Here is a 14,385-nt window from a genome sequence, read left to right as displayed (position 1 = left end):
CTGAAAGCGTGTCTACTACTGTTGCCGAAGTAATCGCTGCATCCGAAAAACTCTGGCCGTCTTCTGGGGCCGAGTCGTGGGATGCGGTCGGTCTCATTGCGGGTGATCTCGATGCACCGGTGTCAAGAATTTCCCTCGCAGTTGATGCTGTGCTGGACACGGTGAACGAAGCGATCGAAGATGACGCTGACATCCTCATCACCCACCACCCATTACTGTTGCGCGGCGTCACGTCAATTGCGAGCGACCGCTATAAGGGCGCAGTTCTTACCAAACTTGTCAGGGCCGAGTGTGCGCTCCTCGCTGCACACACCAACGCGGATGTCGTTGAGACCGGTACTTCTGGGCGCTTCGCAGCACGGTTGGGCCTCACTGACGTTGCACCGATCGTTGCTGGTCAGACTCCGGATCGCGGCATCGGTCGCACCGGAAATTTGCCAGAGCCAATGACGCTCGGCAGACTCGCTCGTCTCATTGGCGAGATCTTGCCGCCAACAGCGACCGGCATCCGAGTCGCTGGTGATTTCGATCAGCTCGTGCAATCGGTGGCGCTGTGTGGGGGAGCCGGTGACGCATACTTGAACGAGCCGGCGGTTCTTGCCGCTGATGTGTACATCACGAGTGATTTGAGGCACCATCCGGCCTCGGAGGCACGAGAGAACGCTCGCCTCATGAAGGGCCCGGCGCTTGTGGATGTTTCGCATTGGGCAAGTGAATGGCTGTGGCTGGAGGCTGCAGCAGAAGAATTACGGGCTTTGCTCCCAGAAGTCATGATTACGGTGAGCGAACTGCGCACCGATCCTTGGGATTTTGCGGTTGTGCAGTAAGCGCACCGGTAGACAGAAAGAAGTATCACTATGGCGTTAACTGCTAGCCCAGCCGACCAGGCATTACTCCTCGACTTGCAGGCGTTTGACACAAAGATTTCGCAGCTTGAGCACCGTACCAAGAAGCTCCCGCAGCACGAGGCACTAGCGGAGTTGCAACAACACCGAGACAAGCTTCAACTGACCCTTCTTGAAGAGCGTGGAATCAAAGAAGATATCGAGCTTGAGCTGAGTCGTATTGACTCCGATGTGAAGGTTGTTGACGCCCGTATCGCTCGGGACAGCGCCCGTCTCGATGCAACGTCGTCGGCAAAAGACGCGGCGGCTTTCGAACACGAGTTGACCGCACTGCGAACGCGCTTGAGCAACCTCGAAGACATTGAGCTTGCCGTTATGGAGCGCCTCGAGGGTCAGCAGAAAGTTGTCGACAACCTCATTGAGCAGGGCCAAAACCTTACTGCCCAGACTGCTGAGCTTGAAGCAGCCCGAGATGAAGCTCTTCGAGAGATTGAGGCCGAGTTGGGCACCGTGCGGGCGGGGCGTACTGCGCTCCAGAGCACGATTCCTGAAGACCTCCTCGCTCTCTACGAGCGCCAGCGCACTCGCTACGGAACCGGTGCTTCGCTCCTGCGAGGAGGCGTTTCCTTGGCATCCGGTGTGAAGCTTCTCGAGAACGAGATGCAAGAAATTCGCGCGGCAGCTCCCGAGGCGGTCATCATGTGTGCCAGCAGCGAAGCAATTCTGGTGCGCACGGACCAGTCCGGACTCTAGCGCCACAGCACTGTGGTGTGCCACCTGCAGCTCGAACGATAGGATTGACAGCTGAATGGGTCGGCAAGACGGTCGCGTTGCCCGCAAGGGTACCGAGGAACGTCCGGGCTCCGTAGAGCAGGATGGTGGGTAACACCCACCCGGGGTAACCCGCGAGAACAGTGCAACAGAAAACAGACCGCCACAGGTTTCGACCTGGGGTAAGGGTGAAACGGTGGTGTAAGAGACCACCAGCGGCCGGGGTGACTCGGTCGGCTAGGTAAACCTCGTCCGGAGCAAGATCAGACAGAAGACGCTAAGGCTGCTCGCCGAGTCTTCGGGTAGATCGCTAGAGGTGTGCGGCAACGTACATCGTAGATAGATGACCGTCCAGCACGAGATCTCGGTCTCGTGTGAACAGAACCCGGCGTACTAGCCGGCCCATTCTTCTCTTCGGTTAGACGATTCCTGAGGTTCCGAGCAAAGTTCCGATAAGGAACGTTGTTGCGAGAGCCAGTGCTCCACCGATCACAATTCTTAGCGTAGGGCGCAGCCAATGGTTGCCGCCGACCCTAGCCGAGAGAGCACCGGTGATGATGAGCGCGGTGAGCACCGCGATGAATGTTGCGAGTACCCGCACCGGTTCGGGAGCGAGAAGGATGGCTGCTACCGGCAGTATCCCACCGACGGTGAATGCCAACGCCGATGCTCCAGCAGCGTCCCACGGGCTAGTAACGGCATGTTCTGTGATCCCGAGCTCGGCTTCCAGATGCGCGGCCAACGCGTCGTGTTCGGTGAGTTCTTTCGCTACCTGCGTGGCCGTAGCCAAACTGATGCCCTTTGACTCATAAATCGCCGTCAGCTCGGCAAGCTCCTCTTCAGGCATTTCGGCAAGCTCTCGTCGTTCTTTCTCGATGAGTGCGCGCTGGCTATCGCTTTGACTGCTGACGGAAACGTACTCGCCAAGAGCCATCGAGATCGCACCGCCGACCAGCCCGGCAATGCCGGCAGTGAGGATGGGCGCTATAGCTGACGTCGCTCCAGCAACACCGACGACAATCGCCGCAACAGACACAATTCCATCATTGGCTCCCAGAACTCCAGCGCGAAGCCAGTTAAGGCGCCCTGCGAGATCTCCGGTGTGGGGTTCATTCGGGTGAATACTCACGACTTATTCCTTTACGGCAAGGGCGGCTGCGCCAAGAATGCCAGCATTGTTGCGCAGCTCTGCAGGGATGATGGGGGTAGTGAGCTTCAATAATGGCAAGAACTTTTCGTGGCTTTTTGAGACTCCGCCTCCGACAAGGATGAGGTCGGGGGAGAAGAGCAGCTCGAGGTGTGAATAGTAGCGCTGCAGTCGCTTTGCCCACGATTTCCAACTGAGTCTGCGACGTTCCTTCGCTGCGAAAGATGCCCCCTTTTCGGCATCACGACCGCCAATGAGCAGGTGGCCGAGCTCAGAGTTCGGGATGAGCGTGCCGTTGTAGATCAGCGCGCTGCCGATTCCCGTTCCCAACGTTGTGAGTAGCACGAGACCGCGAACGCCTTTTGCGGCACCGTAGCGAACTTCGGCGACACCAGCGGCATCCGCATCGTTGACAAAGTGGATGTCGCGCCCGAGTGCTTTCTCGAACAGTTCTTCCGCTTCGAGGCCGATCCATTCGTCAGAGATGTTGGCTGCTGACATGGTTTTTCCGTTGTGAACGATGGCAGGAAAGCAGATTCCGATGGGCATGTCCTCAGGGATGCCACCGAGTTTCTCGATGAGTTCGACGACGACATCAATGATGGCGTGTGGTTTGCCCGACTTGGGCGTCGCGAGCTTCTTTCTCTCGCTGACAAGTTCTCCGGTACTTGTATCGACGATGGCACCTTTGATTCCCGTGCCGCCAATATCGATGCCTAGAGCCTGAGTCATTGTGTGTCTCTTTCGCGTAGTTAGGGAAGCGTCAGAATTTCAGTGCCGCGTTCTGTGACGACCATCGTGTGCTCGAATTGTGCGGTCAAACTCTTGTCGCGGGTTGTGACCGTCCAGTCGTCTTCCCATTGATCCCACTCGTGAGTTCCGAGCGTGAGCATTGGTTCGATTGTGAAGACCATCCCGACCTCAATGAGGTCATTGAATTGCGGCGCCGAATCGTAGTGGGGAATGATGAGGCCGGAGTGGAAGGCTTCGCCAACTCCGTGGCCAGTAAAGTCCCGAACAACGCCATAGCCGAAGCGCTTGGCGTATGACTCGATTGCACGACCTATGACGTTAACCTGGCGGCCGGGAGCTACAGCCTTAATTCCACGATTGAGTGCTTCTTGAGTTCGCTCGACGAGGTTGCGCGCATCTTCTGACACTGTGCCGACCAGGAAGGTCTTGTTGAGGTCTCCGTGCATCCCGTTTTTGTATGCGGTGATATCAATGTTGATGATGTCACCTTCTTCGAGCACGGTGTCATCGGGAATCCCGTGACAGATCACCTCATTGATGCTCGTGCAGCACGATTTGGGAAAGCCCCGATAGCCCAGGGTGGATGGGTAGGCTCCACGGGAGATCATGTATTCGTGAGCGATCTGGTCGAGTTGTGCGGTGGTAACGCCCGGTGCGACCGCGGCGCCTACCGCTTCAACAGCACCGGCTGCGATCTTGCCAGACTCACGGATGCGGTCAATCGCTTCTGCACTGTAGACATCAGACCCGGTGAACGGGCGTGGTGCCTTCTTGCCGACATACTCCGGACGGGTTATTGACGACGGAACTGCGAGTGGGGGTGGGATTACTCCCGGAACGAGGTGACCAGATTTATTCCGAGGCATCTGACCAGTCTACCGGCGTAGCCTTGTGCTTAACGAAGGGACGAGACCATGACGCAATGGTGGTACAACCATAAGACCGGTGAAGTCGAAGAGGGCCCACAATCTCTCGGGGTAGATCGGGACGGTCCGTTTGATAGCCGTGAGAGCGCTGAGCGCGCACCCCAGATCATCGCCGAACGAGCTCGCAAGTGGGCCGAAGAGGAAAAGGCAGACTAAGTCGTGTCCGCGCTGTTCTACAGCGGGGCGCTCTAATAGGAGTGTTCCGCTGTGGGATAGATTCCTGCTTCGACTTCAGCGCGATACTCAGAGACGGCACCGGAAAGTGTCGAACGCAGATCGGCGTACTGCTTCACAAATTTGGGGATGCGGCCCTTCGTGAGTCCCGCCCAGTCCGTCCAGACGAGCAACTGCCCGTCAACGTGGGGGCCGGCGCCAACACCGATCGTGGGGATCCTGAGCGCTTCGGTGATCTTGGCGGCAGCATCCGCAGGAACCATTTCAAGCACAACAGCGAATGCACCGGCCTCTTGAACCGCGAGTGCATCCTCAAGCAACTGTTCGAAACCTTCGCCTCGCCCTTGAATGACGTGCCCGCCGAGGCCGTGTTCACTCTGCGGGGTGAAGCCGATGTGCGCCATGAGAGGGATGCCGGAGTCGACAATTCGACGGATCTGTTCGGCACTGCGAACTCCGCCTTCAAGCTTCACGGCGTGAGCGCCCGTCTCTTTCATGAACCGGAACGCGGTGTGGAGGGCTTCATCCGGGCCAGTCTCGTAGGAGCCGAATGGGAGATCCGCAACGACAAAAGCGCGGGTAACAGCGCCTGCTACCGCCCGCGTGAGCGGAATGAGGTCATCGATGCTGACCGGCAAAGTTGTGTCATAGCCGTAAACGTTGTTACCTGCGGAGTCCCCGACTAGCAGAAAGTCGATGCCGGACTCGTCAAAAATGCCAGCAGTTAGTTGGTCATAGCTGGTTAGTCCAACGATCTTGATGCCATTCTCTTTTGCCGTCTGAAAATGGCGAGTGCGGACACGTTTCAGGTTGGCTTGCGCGGCAGCTGCTGCAGGGTCAGTCATACGGGTAAGTCTAACGACACCGCAGCAGCCGATGATTGGGTCGCGCGGCGGCGATTGCGCTGCAATGCCGCTTCAGAGCAAGTAGCCTAAGGAAGGCACAATCGACGTCGCGGTTTCGCGACACGGCACGGATCGAGGGACTCAATGTCAATGGACAAGCAGCGCGACTTCGTTCTTCGTACGATCGAAGAACGTGGAATCAAGTTCGTTCGTCTCTGGTTTACGGATGTCGTCGGAACCCTCAAGAGCGTTGCTGTTGCTCCTGCCGAAATCGAGGGCGCGTTTGCCGAAGGATTGGGCTTTGATGGTTCAGCGATTGAAGGTTTTACCCGCGCTTACGAAGCAGACATGCTTGCGCATCCAGACCCCACAACTTTCCAGATTCTGCCGTGGCGTGGCGAGATTGATCCCACAGCACGCATGTTCTGTGACATCACAACGCCAGATGGCCAGCCTGCAGCTTCTGACCCCCGCAATGTTCTGAAGCGCACACTCGAAAAAGCTGCGGATCGCGGCTTTACTTTCTACACACATCCTGAGATCGAGTTCTACCTCCTCAAGTCGAGCAAGCTGAAGAACGGTAAGCCGCAGCCCGTCGATTCAGCCGGCTTCTTTGACAACGTTCCTGGCGGAACAGCACACGATTTCCGTCGCCGTTCTGTGCGGATGCTCGAAGACCTGGGCATTTCGGTTGAGTTCAGCCACCACGAGTCTGGTCCTGGCCAGAACGAAATCGATCTTCGCTACGCAGATGCGCTGACGACGGCTGACAACATCATGACGTTCCGCACGGTGATCAAAGAGGTCGCAATCGAGCAGGGCGTTTATGCAACGTTCATGCCGAAACCGATGTCCGACCAGCCAGGTTCTGGCATGCATACCCACATGTCGCTCTTCGAAGGCGACCAGAATGCGTTCTACGACGCGAGCGGTCACTACCAGCTTTCCAAGGTCGGGCGGCAATTCATGGCTGGCGTTCTCAAGCATGCACCCGAAATTACAGCGGTCACGAACCAGTTCGTCAACTCCTACAAGCGGCTCTGGGGTGGCGACGAGGCGCCGAGCTTCGTAACGTGGGGCCACAACAACCGTTCTGCACTCGTCCGGGTTCCGCTGTACAAGCCAGGCAAGGGCCAGAGCGCTCGCATCGAATACCGTGCCCTCGATTCTGCAGCGAACCCGTACTTGGCATACTCGCTTTTGCTCGCTGCTGGGCTCAAAGGCATCGAAGAAGGCTATGAATTACCTCTAGAAGCTGAAGACGCCGTCGGTGACCTTTCCGAGCACGAGCGCCGGGCTCTCGGCTACGAGCAGTTGCCGTCGAATCTCAATGATGCTCTCGCGATCATGGAGAGTTCCGAGCTCGTCGCTGAAACGCTGGGGGAGCAGGTCTTCAATTTCGTTCTCCTCAACAAGCGACGCGAATGGAAGGCATACGGCGCTCAGGTGACTCCCTATGAGCTGGAGAGCAACCTAGAGATTCTCTAGAGGACGCCGACGTCTCATGTCTAAGTCTCCCTATACTCTGACCGAACTCGCCAAGCTGGGTTTCCTAGAACTGAGCGAAGCGCGTGAGCGGCTTCTTGCTCTCGATCGTCCTGAAGTTCCGCAACTTTTCGCGCGAGCGGCAGATCCCGATCAGGCGTTACGGCTGCTGTTATCGCTCTCCGAAACGGCACCAGAAAAGCTTGAACCCATTCTCGAAGACGCTGCCGCTGCGGTGCGTCTTGTGCAGATCTTGGGTGCGTCATCCGGGTTGGGCGATTTCTTTGTCCGCCATCCTCAAGAATTGGATGCTCTTTGCTCGCCTATCGAGGGCCCGCCAACGCCAGAAGAATACGTGGCGAAGCTGGCTGAGGCGACGGTGGGGCTTGACGGCGAAGACGCGTGGGTCGCATTGCGAATCCGCTACCGGAGCGAACTGGCCAAGCTAACGGGGTGGGATTTAGCGCAGGAAGATCCCCTTGCTGCTGTGGACCGTGTGGCGATGGCACTGGCGGATCTCGCGGGGGCAGCGCTAGAAGAATCGCTAAACATTGCTCGCCGCACAGTCAATTTTCCCGCATCTGATATCGCGGGCACTCGGGTCGCAATTATCGGAATGGGGAAAGCCGGCGCCCGCGAACTCAATTATGTGTCGGATGTCGACGTCATTTTTGTCACCGAGCCGGATGGCATCGAGGCGAACCGTGCTGTCGACATCGCAACGAGCCTTGCTGTTCAGACGATGCGCGGAATCAATGACCTCACCCTTGAACCCGGGCTGTGGGAAGTCGACGCCAATCTCCGACCAGAGGGCAAAGACGGTGCGCTGGTTCGTACGTTGGAATCGCATCTTGCCTACTACGAACGCTGGGCAGACAGTTGGGAGTTTCAAGCACTCCTCAAGGCCCGACCGATTGCGGGCGATCAGGACCTCGGCGAACGCTACGTTGCCGGAGTTGCGCCGATGGTGTGGTCGAGTGCATCCCGCGAGAACTTTGTTGCGTCGGTCCAGCGGATGCGGGAGCGGGTAACAGAGAACATCCCGCCAGAAGAACGCGACGTGCAACTCAAACTGGGCCCCGGTGGCTTGCGTGATATTGAATTCACTGTTCAATTGCTGCAACTTGTGCACGGACAAAACGACGAAGAAGTGCGTCAAACTTCGAGTCTGCGGGCACTCATCGCTCTAGCGGAGCAGGGCTATATCGGCCGTACTGAGGCGGGCGAGTTTGCGCGTGATTACCGGTTCCTCCGCCTATTGGAGCATCGCATCCAGTTGTCACGACTGCGGCGCACTCACCTGATGCCGCGCGATCCTGATGATCTGTGCGTCTTGGCTCGCGCTACTGGTGTTGCTAAGAGTGCAAGTGATCTGACCGAGCAGTGGCAGCGGACCAAGATTGCGGTTCGTCGTTTGCACGAGCGCCTGTTCTATCGCCCGCTCCTTTCAGCTGTCGCCGCTCTTCCAGAAGAAGGGCTCGCGCTGTCTAGCGATCAGGCGTCGGCGCGACTTGCTGCTATCGGCTTCCTCGATCCGAAAGGTGCTCTTGCCCATATTGCGGCACTCACCGGGGGAGTCAGCCGCCGAGCGACTGTGCAAAAGACACTTCTTCCCGTCATGTTGCAATGGTTCGCTGACGGAGCGGACCCCGACTATGGGCTTTTGGCTTTTCGACGACTCAGCGAGGCTCTCGGAGAGGCGTACTGGTTCCTGCGGATGCTGCGAGACTCCTCAGGGGCAGCGGAGCGGCTCACCCAAGTGCTCTCCTCATCGAAGTATGTCGGTGGGCTTTTTGAGAGGATTCCCGAGGCGGCCGCCTGGTTGGAATCAGAGAAGGAGCTTCGCCCCCGATCGGCGGACGTCTTGCGGGATGAGGCACGAGCAATCGTCGCGCGTCATCGCGGTGACGAGGATGCCGCGGCAGTCGCGCTGCGCACTGCGAGGCGACGTGAGGTGTTACGTCTCGCACTTGGCTCGATCCTCGGAGTTATTTCTATTCAGGAGTTGGGCCGTGGTCTCAGTGATGTGACCACAACAATCCTCGAGGGCGCGTTGGCGGTGCTCCGGCCCGAGCCCGACGGCATAGAGTTCGGCGTAATTGCGATGGGGCGCTACGGCGGTGCGGAGTCTGGCTTCGGCTCAGATACCGACGTGATGTACGTCTACCGAGCCACGGATGCCGAGAGTGAAGTTGCCGCCAAACGAGCGGAAGCTCTCGCTAAGGGGCTCAAACGCATCACGGAAGATGTGAAGTTGCCGCTCGACTTGGATCTCGACTTGCGGCCAGAGGGGAAGAACGGCGCAATAGTGCGCTCATTGGACTCCTATCAGGCCTACTACGAGCGTTGGTCACTCACGTGGGAAGCACAGGCGTTGTTGCGTGCGCGCGGCGTAGCGGGCGATCTGGGGCTGCTAAACGACTTTGAAACCTTGGCTAATGGTGTTCGCTATCCGAAAGCGATTTCTCCCCAAGATGTACGCGAAGTGAAGCGGATCAAAGCCAGAGTCGAGTCCGAACGACTTCCGCAAGCTGCTGACCCCTCGCGACACCTCAAACTGGGACGCGGGTCGATTAGCGATGTCGAGTGGTTTGTCCAGTTGCTTCAACTCCAGCACGGCGCACGGGTGCCGGGGCTCCGCACGACGTCAACTTTGGATGCACTTGACGCTGCTGTGGCAGAAAAACTCGTCATTGCCTCTGATGCTGCCCGGTTGCGTGAAGCGTGGATTTTGGCTTCGCGCGCACGCTCCGCAATCACCCTGTGGACGTCAAAGTCTGCCGACGTGCTTCCTAATGATCGGCTCCAGCTAGAGGGTATAGCCCGAATGCTGGAGTACCCACCTGGCTCTGCTACCAAACTCGAAGAAGACTACCTTCGTGCAACCCGCCGAGCTCGACGGGTCTTCGAGCGACGCTTCTATGGTGTCGCGAATACCGTCCGCCGCTAGCCGGGTTAACGCAAATCGGGCCGCACCCCGAAAGGTGCGACCCGATTATGTGCTGTGTTAGCGCTTAGACGCCGAAGTACAGTTCGTACTCGTACGGGTGCGGGCGCTGTGCGAATGGGAGCAGTTCGTTCGTACGCTTGTAGTCGATCCAGGTCTCAATGAGGTCCTTGGTGAAGACGTTTCCTTCCATGAGGAACTCGTGGTCACCTTCGAGAGCTACGAGAGCTTCTTCAAGAGAGGCAGGAACCTGAGGAATCAGGCGTGCTTCCTCGGGAGGCAATTCGTAGAGGTCCTTGTCGACGGGCTCGTGCGGCTCAATTTTGTTCTTGATGCCGTCAAGGCCAGCCATGAGCTGGGCAGCGAACGCGAGGTAGGGGTTACCTGATGCGTCGGGTGCGCGGAACTCGATGCGCTTTGCCTTGGGGTTCGTTCCGGTAATCGGAATACGGATGGAAGCCGAACGATTTCCGGCCGAGTACACGAGGTTCACGGGAGCTTCGAATCCAGGGATCAAACGACGGTACGAGTTGACGGTCGGGTTGGTGAATGCGAGCACCGCTGGTGCGTGCTTGAGCAGTCCACCGATGTACCAACGAGCCACGTCGCTGAGTCCGCCATAGCCCTTTTCGTCATAGAACAACGGAGTTCCGTCGTTCCACAGCGACTGGTGCGTGTGCATTCCCGAGCCGTTGTCGCCAAAGAGCGGCTTCGGCATGAACGTTGCAGTCTTGCCCCATTCGTTCGCCGTGTTCTTGACGATGTACTTGAACTTGAGGATGTCGTCGCCAGCGTGAACCAGAGTGTCGAACTTGTAGTTGATCTCACCCTGCCCTGCCGTGCCGACCTCGTGGTGGCTGCGTTCGACGTCGAGTCCGACATCGATGAGCTTGACGACGATGTCGTCGCGCAAGTCAGCGTGCTGGTCGACGGGGGAGACGGGGAAGTAGCCGCCCTTGAATGGCGTTTTGTTTGCGAGGTTTCCGCCTTCTTCCGTGCGTCCGCTGTTCCAAGCACCTTCGCTGGAGTCAACTTCGTAGAAGCTCTTGTTGGCGCTTACTTCGTAGCGAACATCGTCGAAGATGTAGAACTCTGCCTCGGAGGCGAAGAAAGCAGTGTCGGCGATTCCCGTCGACGTGAGGTACTTCTCAGCCTTCTTGGCTACCTGGCGCGGGTCGCGAGGGTAAATCTCACCATTGCGCGGGTTGTAGATGTCGAAAATGATGATGAGGGTGCGCTCGACACGGAACGGGTCAACGTATGCGGTGGTGACGTCGGGGATGAGCTGGAGGTCTGATTCGTGGATCGACTGGAAACCGCGGATTGATGAACCATCAAAGAGCTGGCCTACGGTGAAGAAGTCTTCGTCGACGGTGGCAGCAGGAATGTTGAAGTGCTGCTGGATTCCGGGCAGATCGGTAAACCGGATGTCGAGAAACTTCACGTCTGTGTCCTTGATAAATGCAAGAACCTCAGACGAATTGGAAAACTTCGGATGAGACATTGAGTGGAACTCCAAGGTGTTCATTGGCGATCGGCTGTCGTTACAACCACCTCTTAGGGTACAGAACCCGAGTTTCACAATCATCACCGAATTGTTTCGGGCGTGTTACATGAGAGGTATTGGTTAGGCTGAGGCAGTGAATCAGCAGCAAAACTCTAACGATCAGTGGCCGGGCAAGCGAATCGGACTCCCTGCCGAGGGCCCACGTTCGATTGTGCGACTCGGCCGTCGCCTTGTCGCCTTGGCGATCGACTGGGGTTTTGCCGTCGTTGTATCGATTGCCTTTTTTGATTATGACGCGTTCGCGACCCTTGCTGTTTTCGTGACAGCCGAGATCGTCTTGCTCATCACAGCGAATGGCAGCTTCGGGCACATCATTATGGGGATGCGAGTGGTGCCCCTTGCCGGAGGCTACCTCGGTGTCTGGCGTCCCATTGTGAGAACGCTCCTCATGGCCATTGTGATCCCGGCGGTGATTTGGGACATCGATCAGCGAGGCATGCACGATCGACTAGCAGGGACTCTACTCGTTCGTCGCTAGCCCGGCAGGTCTGCGCAAGCAGCACACTCCTGCACGTGGCGCGAGAAGTGCTAAGCGCGTTGTGAGCGCTGCGCGCGGGCTTTCATCGGATCGATTCCCTTGGGAATGGGCAGCCCATTCTTGTCGAGGGACGTAAGACGATTCGAAATCGCGAGTATTTCTGGCTTGCGGAGAACGCTCTTGAGGCGACCGAGGGCGGGGGCAAGTTTGTGAAGCGGCACCGACTCAGCGTCAGGGCCGACATAAATGAAATGGACGGGAACGTTGGGCAAGAAGCGAACAAGCTTGCGACGTTCGTCTTCAAGCATCTTTTGCGTGCGGCTTCGCGGGCCTTCGCCGATTAGTGCGACGCCACCCTTGCCGACCGCACGATAGACAGCATCCTGGGTCTTGGGGCTAATCGCGACCGGCATTTCGCTCGCGGTCCAGCCGCGGCGAAGAGAGCTCTTCAAAACGGCGCCAACTGCACCGGGCTCGCCAGCGATCTGCGAGTAGGCAGCGCGTTCGGCGCGACGACCGAGAACGATGAGGAAGGCGAGGAGTCCAGCCATAACGCCAGCAATGATATAGAGGACGAAGCCGAGTACGTTGTCTGCAGAGAGCAGGAACGCAAGGGCGAGTCCGACGACTATCGGCAGCAGGAATGCGAGCAAGAAGAACCATACTGCGAGGTTGTCGTACCGCCTCGTCATCTGGAAGACCTGATACATCTGCTTGATGCGGCCTGGTTCTTTTGGAGCCTTTGTCGTCTTTTCTCTGCGTGCCATGCTTCTAGGATACGGCCTAGAGCGCGTTCCGGAATTCCGGATCTGAGCTCTCGCCGCAATCGGATCGTTCTCAAAGGAGAGGCGCGCCCACCTCGCCCCAACGGGTAGGGGTAATGGACGGTTTTCCCCAGCTCGCCTCTCGTCCCCAGTGCCCCCGGAATTCTCCGCAAAGAATGGTTCCGTGACTGATGACGTTGTGGCTGGCTATAGGAGTGTTCGGGTTCTGGAAGAGAACGCTCGGGCACGCCTTGTTCTTGCCCACGCTCGACAGCTGAAGCGGATATCCGCACAAGATCAGCACTCTGTAACTCCGCAATCATCTGCGGAAAGCTGGCCTGAAATTCGATCTCTCAAACAATTCCCGAAGACCACGACGAGCACGCAAATACTTAATGAGATCCACTGTCTCTCTCTGGCTAGTGGTCGTCACGTTCCCGATATCGACGATGTGGCTGCGTCCGCGGACGACGAGCCGATTCTGGTCGTGCGATGGGGCGGAGGCGTTTCGCTCCGAAAGATTCTGCGCGATCGCAACTCGTTGCGTCCAGGCGAGGCGATCACGATCGTTGCACCGCTCCTGACGTCACTCGGCCGTGCGCATCGATCGGGTGTCGCGATCGTCGCAATAAATCTGGATGCCGTCCAATTTGATGAGACGGGGTGCCCATTCTTTACTGATTTCAGTTTCGCGCAGCTTCATACCGCACCGCGAACACCTCATGAGCTCCAGATTAACTGTGCTTTCACCGATGATCGTCGATTGTTGGCACAGCTCGCTCGAAGCGTTCTCGCCGCTGTGCGCGGTGATCGAGACGGGCAGCGTGCGGTGTGCGAGCTCGATGATTGGCTCGCTGACGATGCTCACTTCGATGAACCTAACTGGGATCACCACCTAGAGAGGCGACTGTTCAGCATTGGCGCTCCTGAGCCGCTGCGGCTCAACAGCGATGACTCCCAGTCCGCCGCTGAGGAACCGACCGCCCTCCGCGTGAGTGCTGTCGTCGATCGTACGGTGCACACTGAGAGCGAAGCCAGTTCCGTTCTTGCTCTACCGCCGTGGCTCGACCTTGACCTCACGCAGGTGCTTGAGTTAGTGCGCCGGCGGAGCGCGGCGGGGATTCGTGCGGCATCTGCGTGGTGCAGGCCCGTTCGCAAGCGAACGTGGCTGTTCGCGACTGCTGGCCTACTCTGTGTGGTGCTCGCTGGCGTGGTCCTCGCCGTCGATGCAACCGATGAGGGCGAGGCTGCAGTGCAGGCGAATCGACTCTCCGGTCCGGTGGAGGAAGAACCAACTGAAATCACTGAGGAAACGGTCGATGCGCCGGTATCGGTGGCGCTGCTCGGGGGTGAGGCCGCGGATGCATTGCCTGTGTTGTTGAAGGCAAGGTCAGAATGTCTTCGAGACCTCTCCACGGTGTGTCTTGAGTCTGTTTCTCTTGTCGGCACCCCGTCGTATGCGAGCGATGTCGCGCTGGTCAACGCCGTACTCGCTGGCGGTGAGTTCCCGACTGCGTCGCTTTTCGCTATCGAGAAAAGTGTGGAAGTTCAACAACTTGGGGATAGCGTCCTTTTTGAGTTCGCGACAGCGGATACAAGCAAACCGGCCTCGATCCTTCTGGTGAAGGGCGAGGCCGGTTGGCGAATAAGAAGCTACACGCTTGCTCAGTAGTGCGTAGTTAT

Annotated in this window: 13 protein-coding genes and 1 other RNA gene; 8 read left to right on the top strand and 6 right to left on the bottom strand. The window is 58.0% G+C overall.

Translation table 11 applies throughout. From position 1 onward, the window contains the following. Nucleotides 1-8 precede the first annotated feature (8 nt). The 3 genes from AC1ENN_RS07855 to rnpB all read left to right on the top strand — a co-directional run bounded on the left by AC1ENN_RS07855 (nucleotide 9) and on the right by rnpB (nucleotide 2,025). A complete protein-coding gene (locus tag AC1ENN_RS07855) occupies nucleotides 9-827 on the top strand; it encodes a Nif3-like dinuclear metal center hexameric protein (RefSeq protein WP_449646800.1) in 819 nt (272 codons plus the stop codon). Between the two features lie 30 nt (nucleotides 828-857). Beyond that, on the top strand, nucleotides 858-1,598 hold the full coding sequence (locus AC1ENN_RS07850) for a zinc ribbon domain-containing protein (RefSeq protein WP_449646799.1): 741 nt from the start codon (nucleotides 858-860) through the stop codon (nucleotides 1,596-1,598). A 56-nt stretch (nucleotides 1,599-1,654) separates the two neighbouring features. Beyond that, nucleotides 1,655-2,025, top strand: an RNA gene (gene rnpB, locus AC1ENN_RS07845) — RNase P RNA component class A. A 9-nt stretch (nucleotides 2,026-2,034) separates the two neighbouring features. On the opposite strand, the gene AC1ENN_RS07840 is transcribed toward rnpB, so the two are convergent. Genes AC1ENN_RS07840 through map form a run of 3 tightly spaced genes read right to left on the bottom strand, consistent with a single transcriptional unit; the run spans nucleotide 2,035 to nucleotide 4,382 of the window. Further along, nucleotides 2,035-2,745: a VIT1/CCC1 transporter family protein gene (locus AC1ENN_RS07840; protein ID WP_480405774.1), complete on the bottom strand. Its 711-nt coding sequence runs from the start codon at nucleotides 2,743-2,745 to the stop codon at nucleotides 2,035-2,037. A 3-nt stretch (nucleotides 2,746-2,748) separates the two neighbouring features. Beyond that, nucleotides 2,749-3,495, bottom strand: coding sequence for a polyphosphate--glucose phosphotransferase (gene ppgK, locus AC1ENN_RS07835; RefSeq protein WP_449646797.1), 747 nt, complete (start codon nucleotides 3,493-3,495; stop codon nucleotides 2,749-2,751). 20 nt (nucleotides 3,496-3,515) lie between these two features. Then, nucleotides 3,516-4,382: a type I methionyl aminopeptidase gene (gene map / locus AC1ENN_RS07830; RefSeq protein WP_449646796.1), complete on the bottom strand. Its 867-nt coding sequence runs from the start codon at nucleotides 4,380-4,382 to the stop codon at nucleotides 3,516-3,518. Nucleotides 4,383-4,430: 48 nt separating this feature from the next. Here map and AC1ENN_RS07825 point away from each other — a divergent pair, with 48 nt between their 5' ends. Continuing rightward, on the top strand, nucleotides 4,431-4,598 hold the full coding sequence (locus AC1ENN_RS07825; RefSeq protein ID WP_449646795.1) for a methionine aminopeptidase: 168 nt from the start codon (nucleotides 4,431-4,433) through the stop codon (nucleotides 4,596-4,598). A gap of 32 nt (nucleotides 4,599-4,630) precedes the next feature. Here AC1ENN_RS07825 and panB read toward each other — a convergent pair whose 3' ends face one another. Beyond that, on the bottom strand, nucleotides 4,631-5,461 hold the full coding sequence (gene panB, locus AC1ENN_RS07820) for a 3-methyl-2-oxobutanoate hydroxymethyltransferase (RefSeq protein ID WP_449646794.1): 831 nt from the start codon (nucleotides 5,459-5,461) through the stop codon (nucleotides 4,631-4,633). A gap of 150 nt (nucleotides 5,462-5,611) precedes the next feature. Here panB and AC1ENN_RS07815 point away from each other — a divergent pair, with 150 nt between their 5' ends. Together AC1ENN_RS07815 and AC1ENN_RS07810 are read left to right on the top strand one after the other, a co-directional pair. Continuing rightward, nucleotides 5,612-6,949 carry a glutamine synthetase family protein gene (locus AC1ENN_RS07815; RefSeq protein ID WP_449646793.1) on the top strand — a complete coding sequence of 446 codons (1,338 nt, stop codon included), beginning with the start codon at nucleotides 5,612-5,614 and terminating at the stop codon, nucleotides 6,947-6,949. 16 nt (nucleotides 6,950-6,965) lie between these two features. After that, a complete protein-coding gene (locus AC1ENN_RS07810) occupies nucleotides 6,966-9,896 on the top strand; it encodes a bifunctional [glutamine synthetase] adenylyltransferase/[glutamine synthetase]-adenylyl-L-tyrosine phosphorylase (protein ID WP_480405773.1) in 2,931 nt (976 codons plus the stop codon). A gap of 64 nt (nucleotides 9,897-9,960) precedes the next feature. On the opposite strand, the gene glnA is transcribed toward AC1ENN_RS07810, so the two are convergent. Next, complete coding sequence (gene glnA / locus AC1ENN_RS07805) at nucleotides 9,961-11,397, bottom strand: type I glutamate--ammonia ligase (RefSeq protein WP_449646791.1); 1,437 nt, start codon at nucleotides 11,395-11,397, stop codon at nucleotides 9,961-9,963. Between the two features lie 136 nt (nucleotides 11,398-11,533). Here glnA and AC1ENN_RS07800 point away from each other — a divergent pair, with 136 nt between their 5' ends. Continuing rightward, a complete protein-coding gene (locus AC1ENN_RS07800; RefSeq protein WP_480405772.1) occupies nucleotides 11,534-11,938 on the top strand; it encodes an RDD family protein in 405 nt (134 codons plus the stop codon). A gap of 50 nt (nucleotides 11,939-11,988) precedes the next feature. Here the strand turns inward: AC1ENN_RS07800 and AC1ENN_RS07795 are convergent, their stop codons facing one another. Next, nucleotides 11,989-12,705 (bottom strand): DUF4191 domain-containing protein, encoded by a 717-nt coding sequence (locus AC1ENN_RS07795; RefSeq protein ID WP_449646789.1) that lies wholly within the window; start codon nucleotides 12,703-12,705, stop codon nucleotides 11,989-11,991. 181 nt (nucleotides 12,706-12,886) lie between these two features. On the opposite strand from AC1ENN_RS07795, the gene AC1ENN_RS07790 reads away from it, so the two are divergent. Beyond that, nucleotides 12,887-14,374 carry a hypothetical protein gene (locus tag AC1ENN_RS07790; RefSeq protein WP_480405771.1) on the top strand — a complete coding sequence of 496 codons (1,488 nt, stop codon included), beginning with the start codon at nucleotides 12,887-12,889 and terminating at the stop codon, nucleotides 14,372-14,374. The last annotated feature ends 11 nt before the right edge of the window (nucleotides 14,375-14,385 follow it).

The organism is Rhodoglobus sp. G.S.23 (assembly GCF_056675935.1).
This window is presented reverse-complemented; position numbering and strand designations above follow the sequence as displayed.

Excerpts from the sequence above, each read along its gene's own strand:
- AC1ENN_RS07850 (WP_449646799.1), top strand. The coding sequence starts at position 858 with ATGGCGTTAACTGCTAGCCCAGCCGACCAGGCATTACTCCTCGACTTG.
- ppgK (WP_449646797.1), bottom strand. The coding sequence starts at position 3,495 with ATGACTCAGGCTCTAGGCATCGATATTGGCGGCACGGGAATCAAAGGT.
- map (WP_449646796.1), bottom strand. The coding sequence starts at position 4,382 with ATGCCTCGGAATAAATCTGGTCACCTCGTTCCGGGAGTAATCCCACCC.
- AC1ENN_RS07825 (WP_449646795.1), top strand. The coding sequence starts at position 4,431 with ATGACGCAATGGTGGTACAACCATAAGACCGGTGAAGTCGAAGAGGGC.
- panB (WP_449646794.1), bottom strand. The coding sequence starts at position 5,461 with ATGACTGACCCTGCAGCAGCTGCCGCGCAAGCCAACCTGAAACGTGTC.
- AC1ENN_RS07815 (WP_449646793.1), top strand. The coding sequence starts at position 5,612 with ATGGACAAGCAGCGCGACTTCGTTCTTCGTACGATCGAAGAACGTGGA.
- AC1ENN_RS07810 (WP_480405773.1), top strand. The coding sequence starts at position 6,966 with ATGTCTAAGTCTCCCTATACTCTGACCGAACTCGCCAAGCTGGGTTTC.
- glnA (WP_449646791.1), bottom strand. The coding sequence starts at position 11,397 with ATGTCTCATCCGAAGTTTTCCAATTCGTCTGAGGTTCTTGCATTTATC.
- AC1ENN_RS07795 (WP_449646789.1), bottom strand. The coding sequence starts at position 12,705 with ATGGCACGCAGAGAAAAGACGACAAAGGCTCCAAAAGAACCAGGCCGC.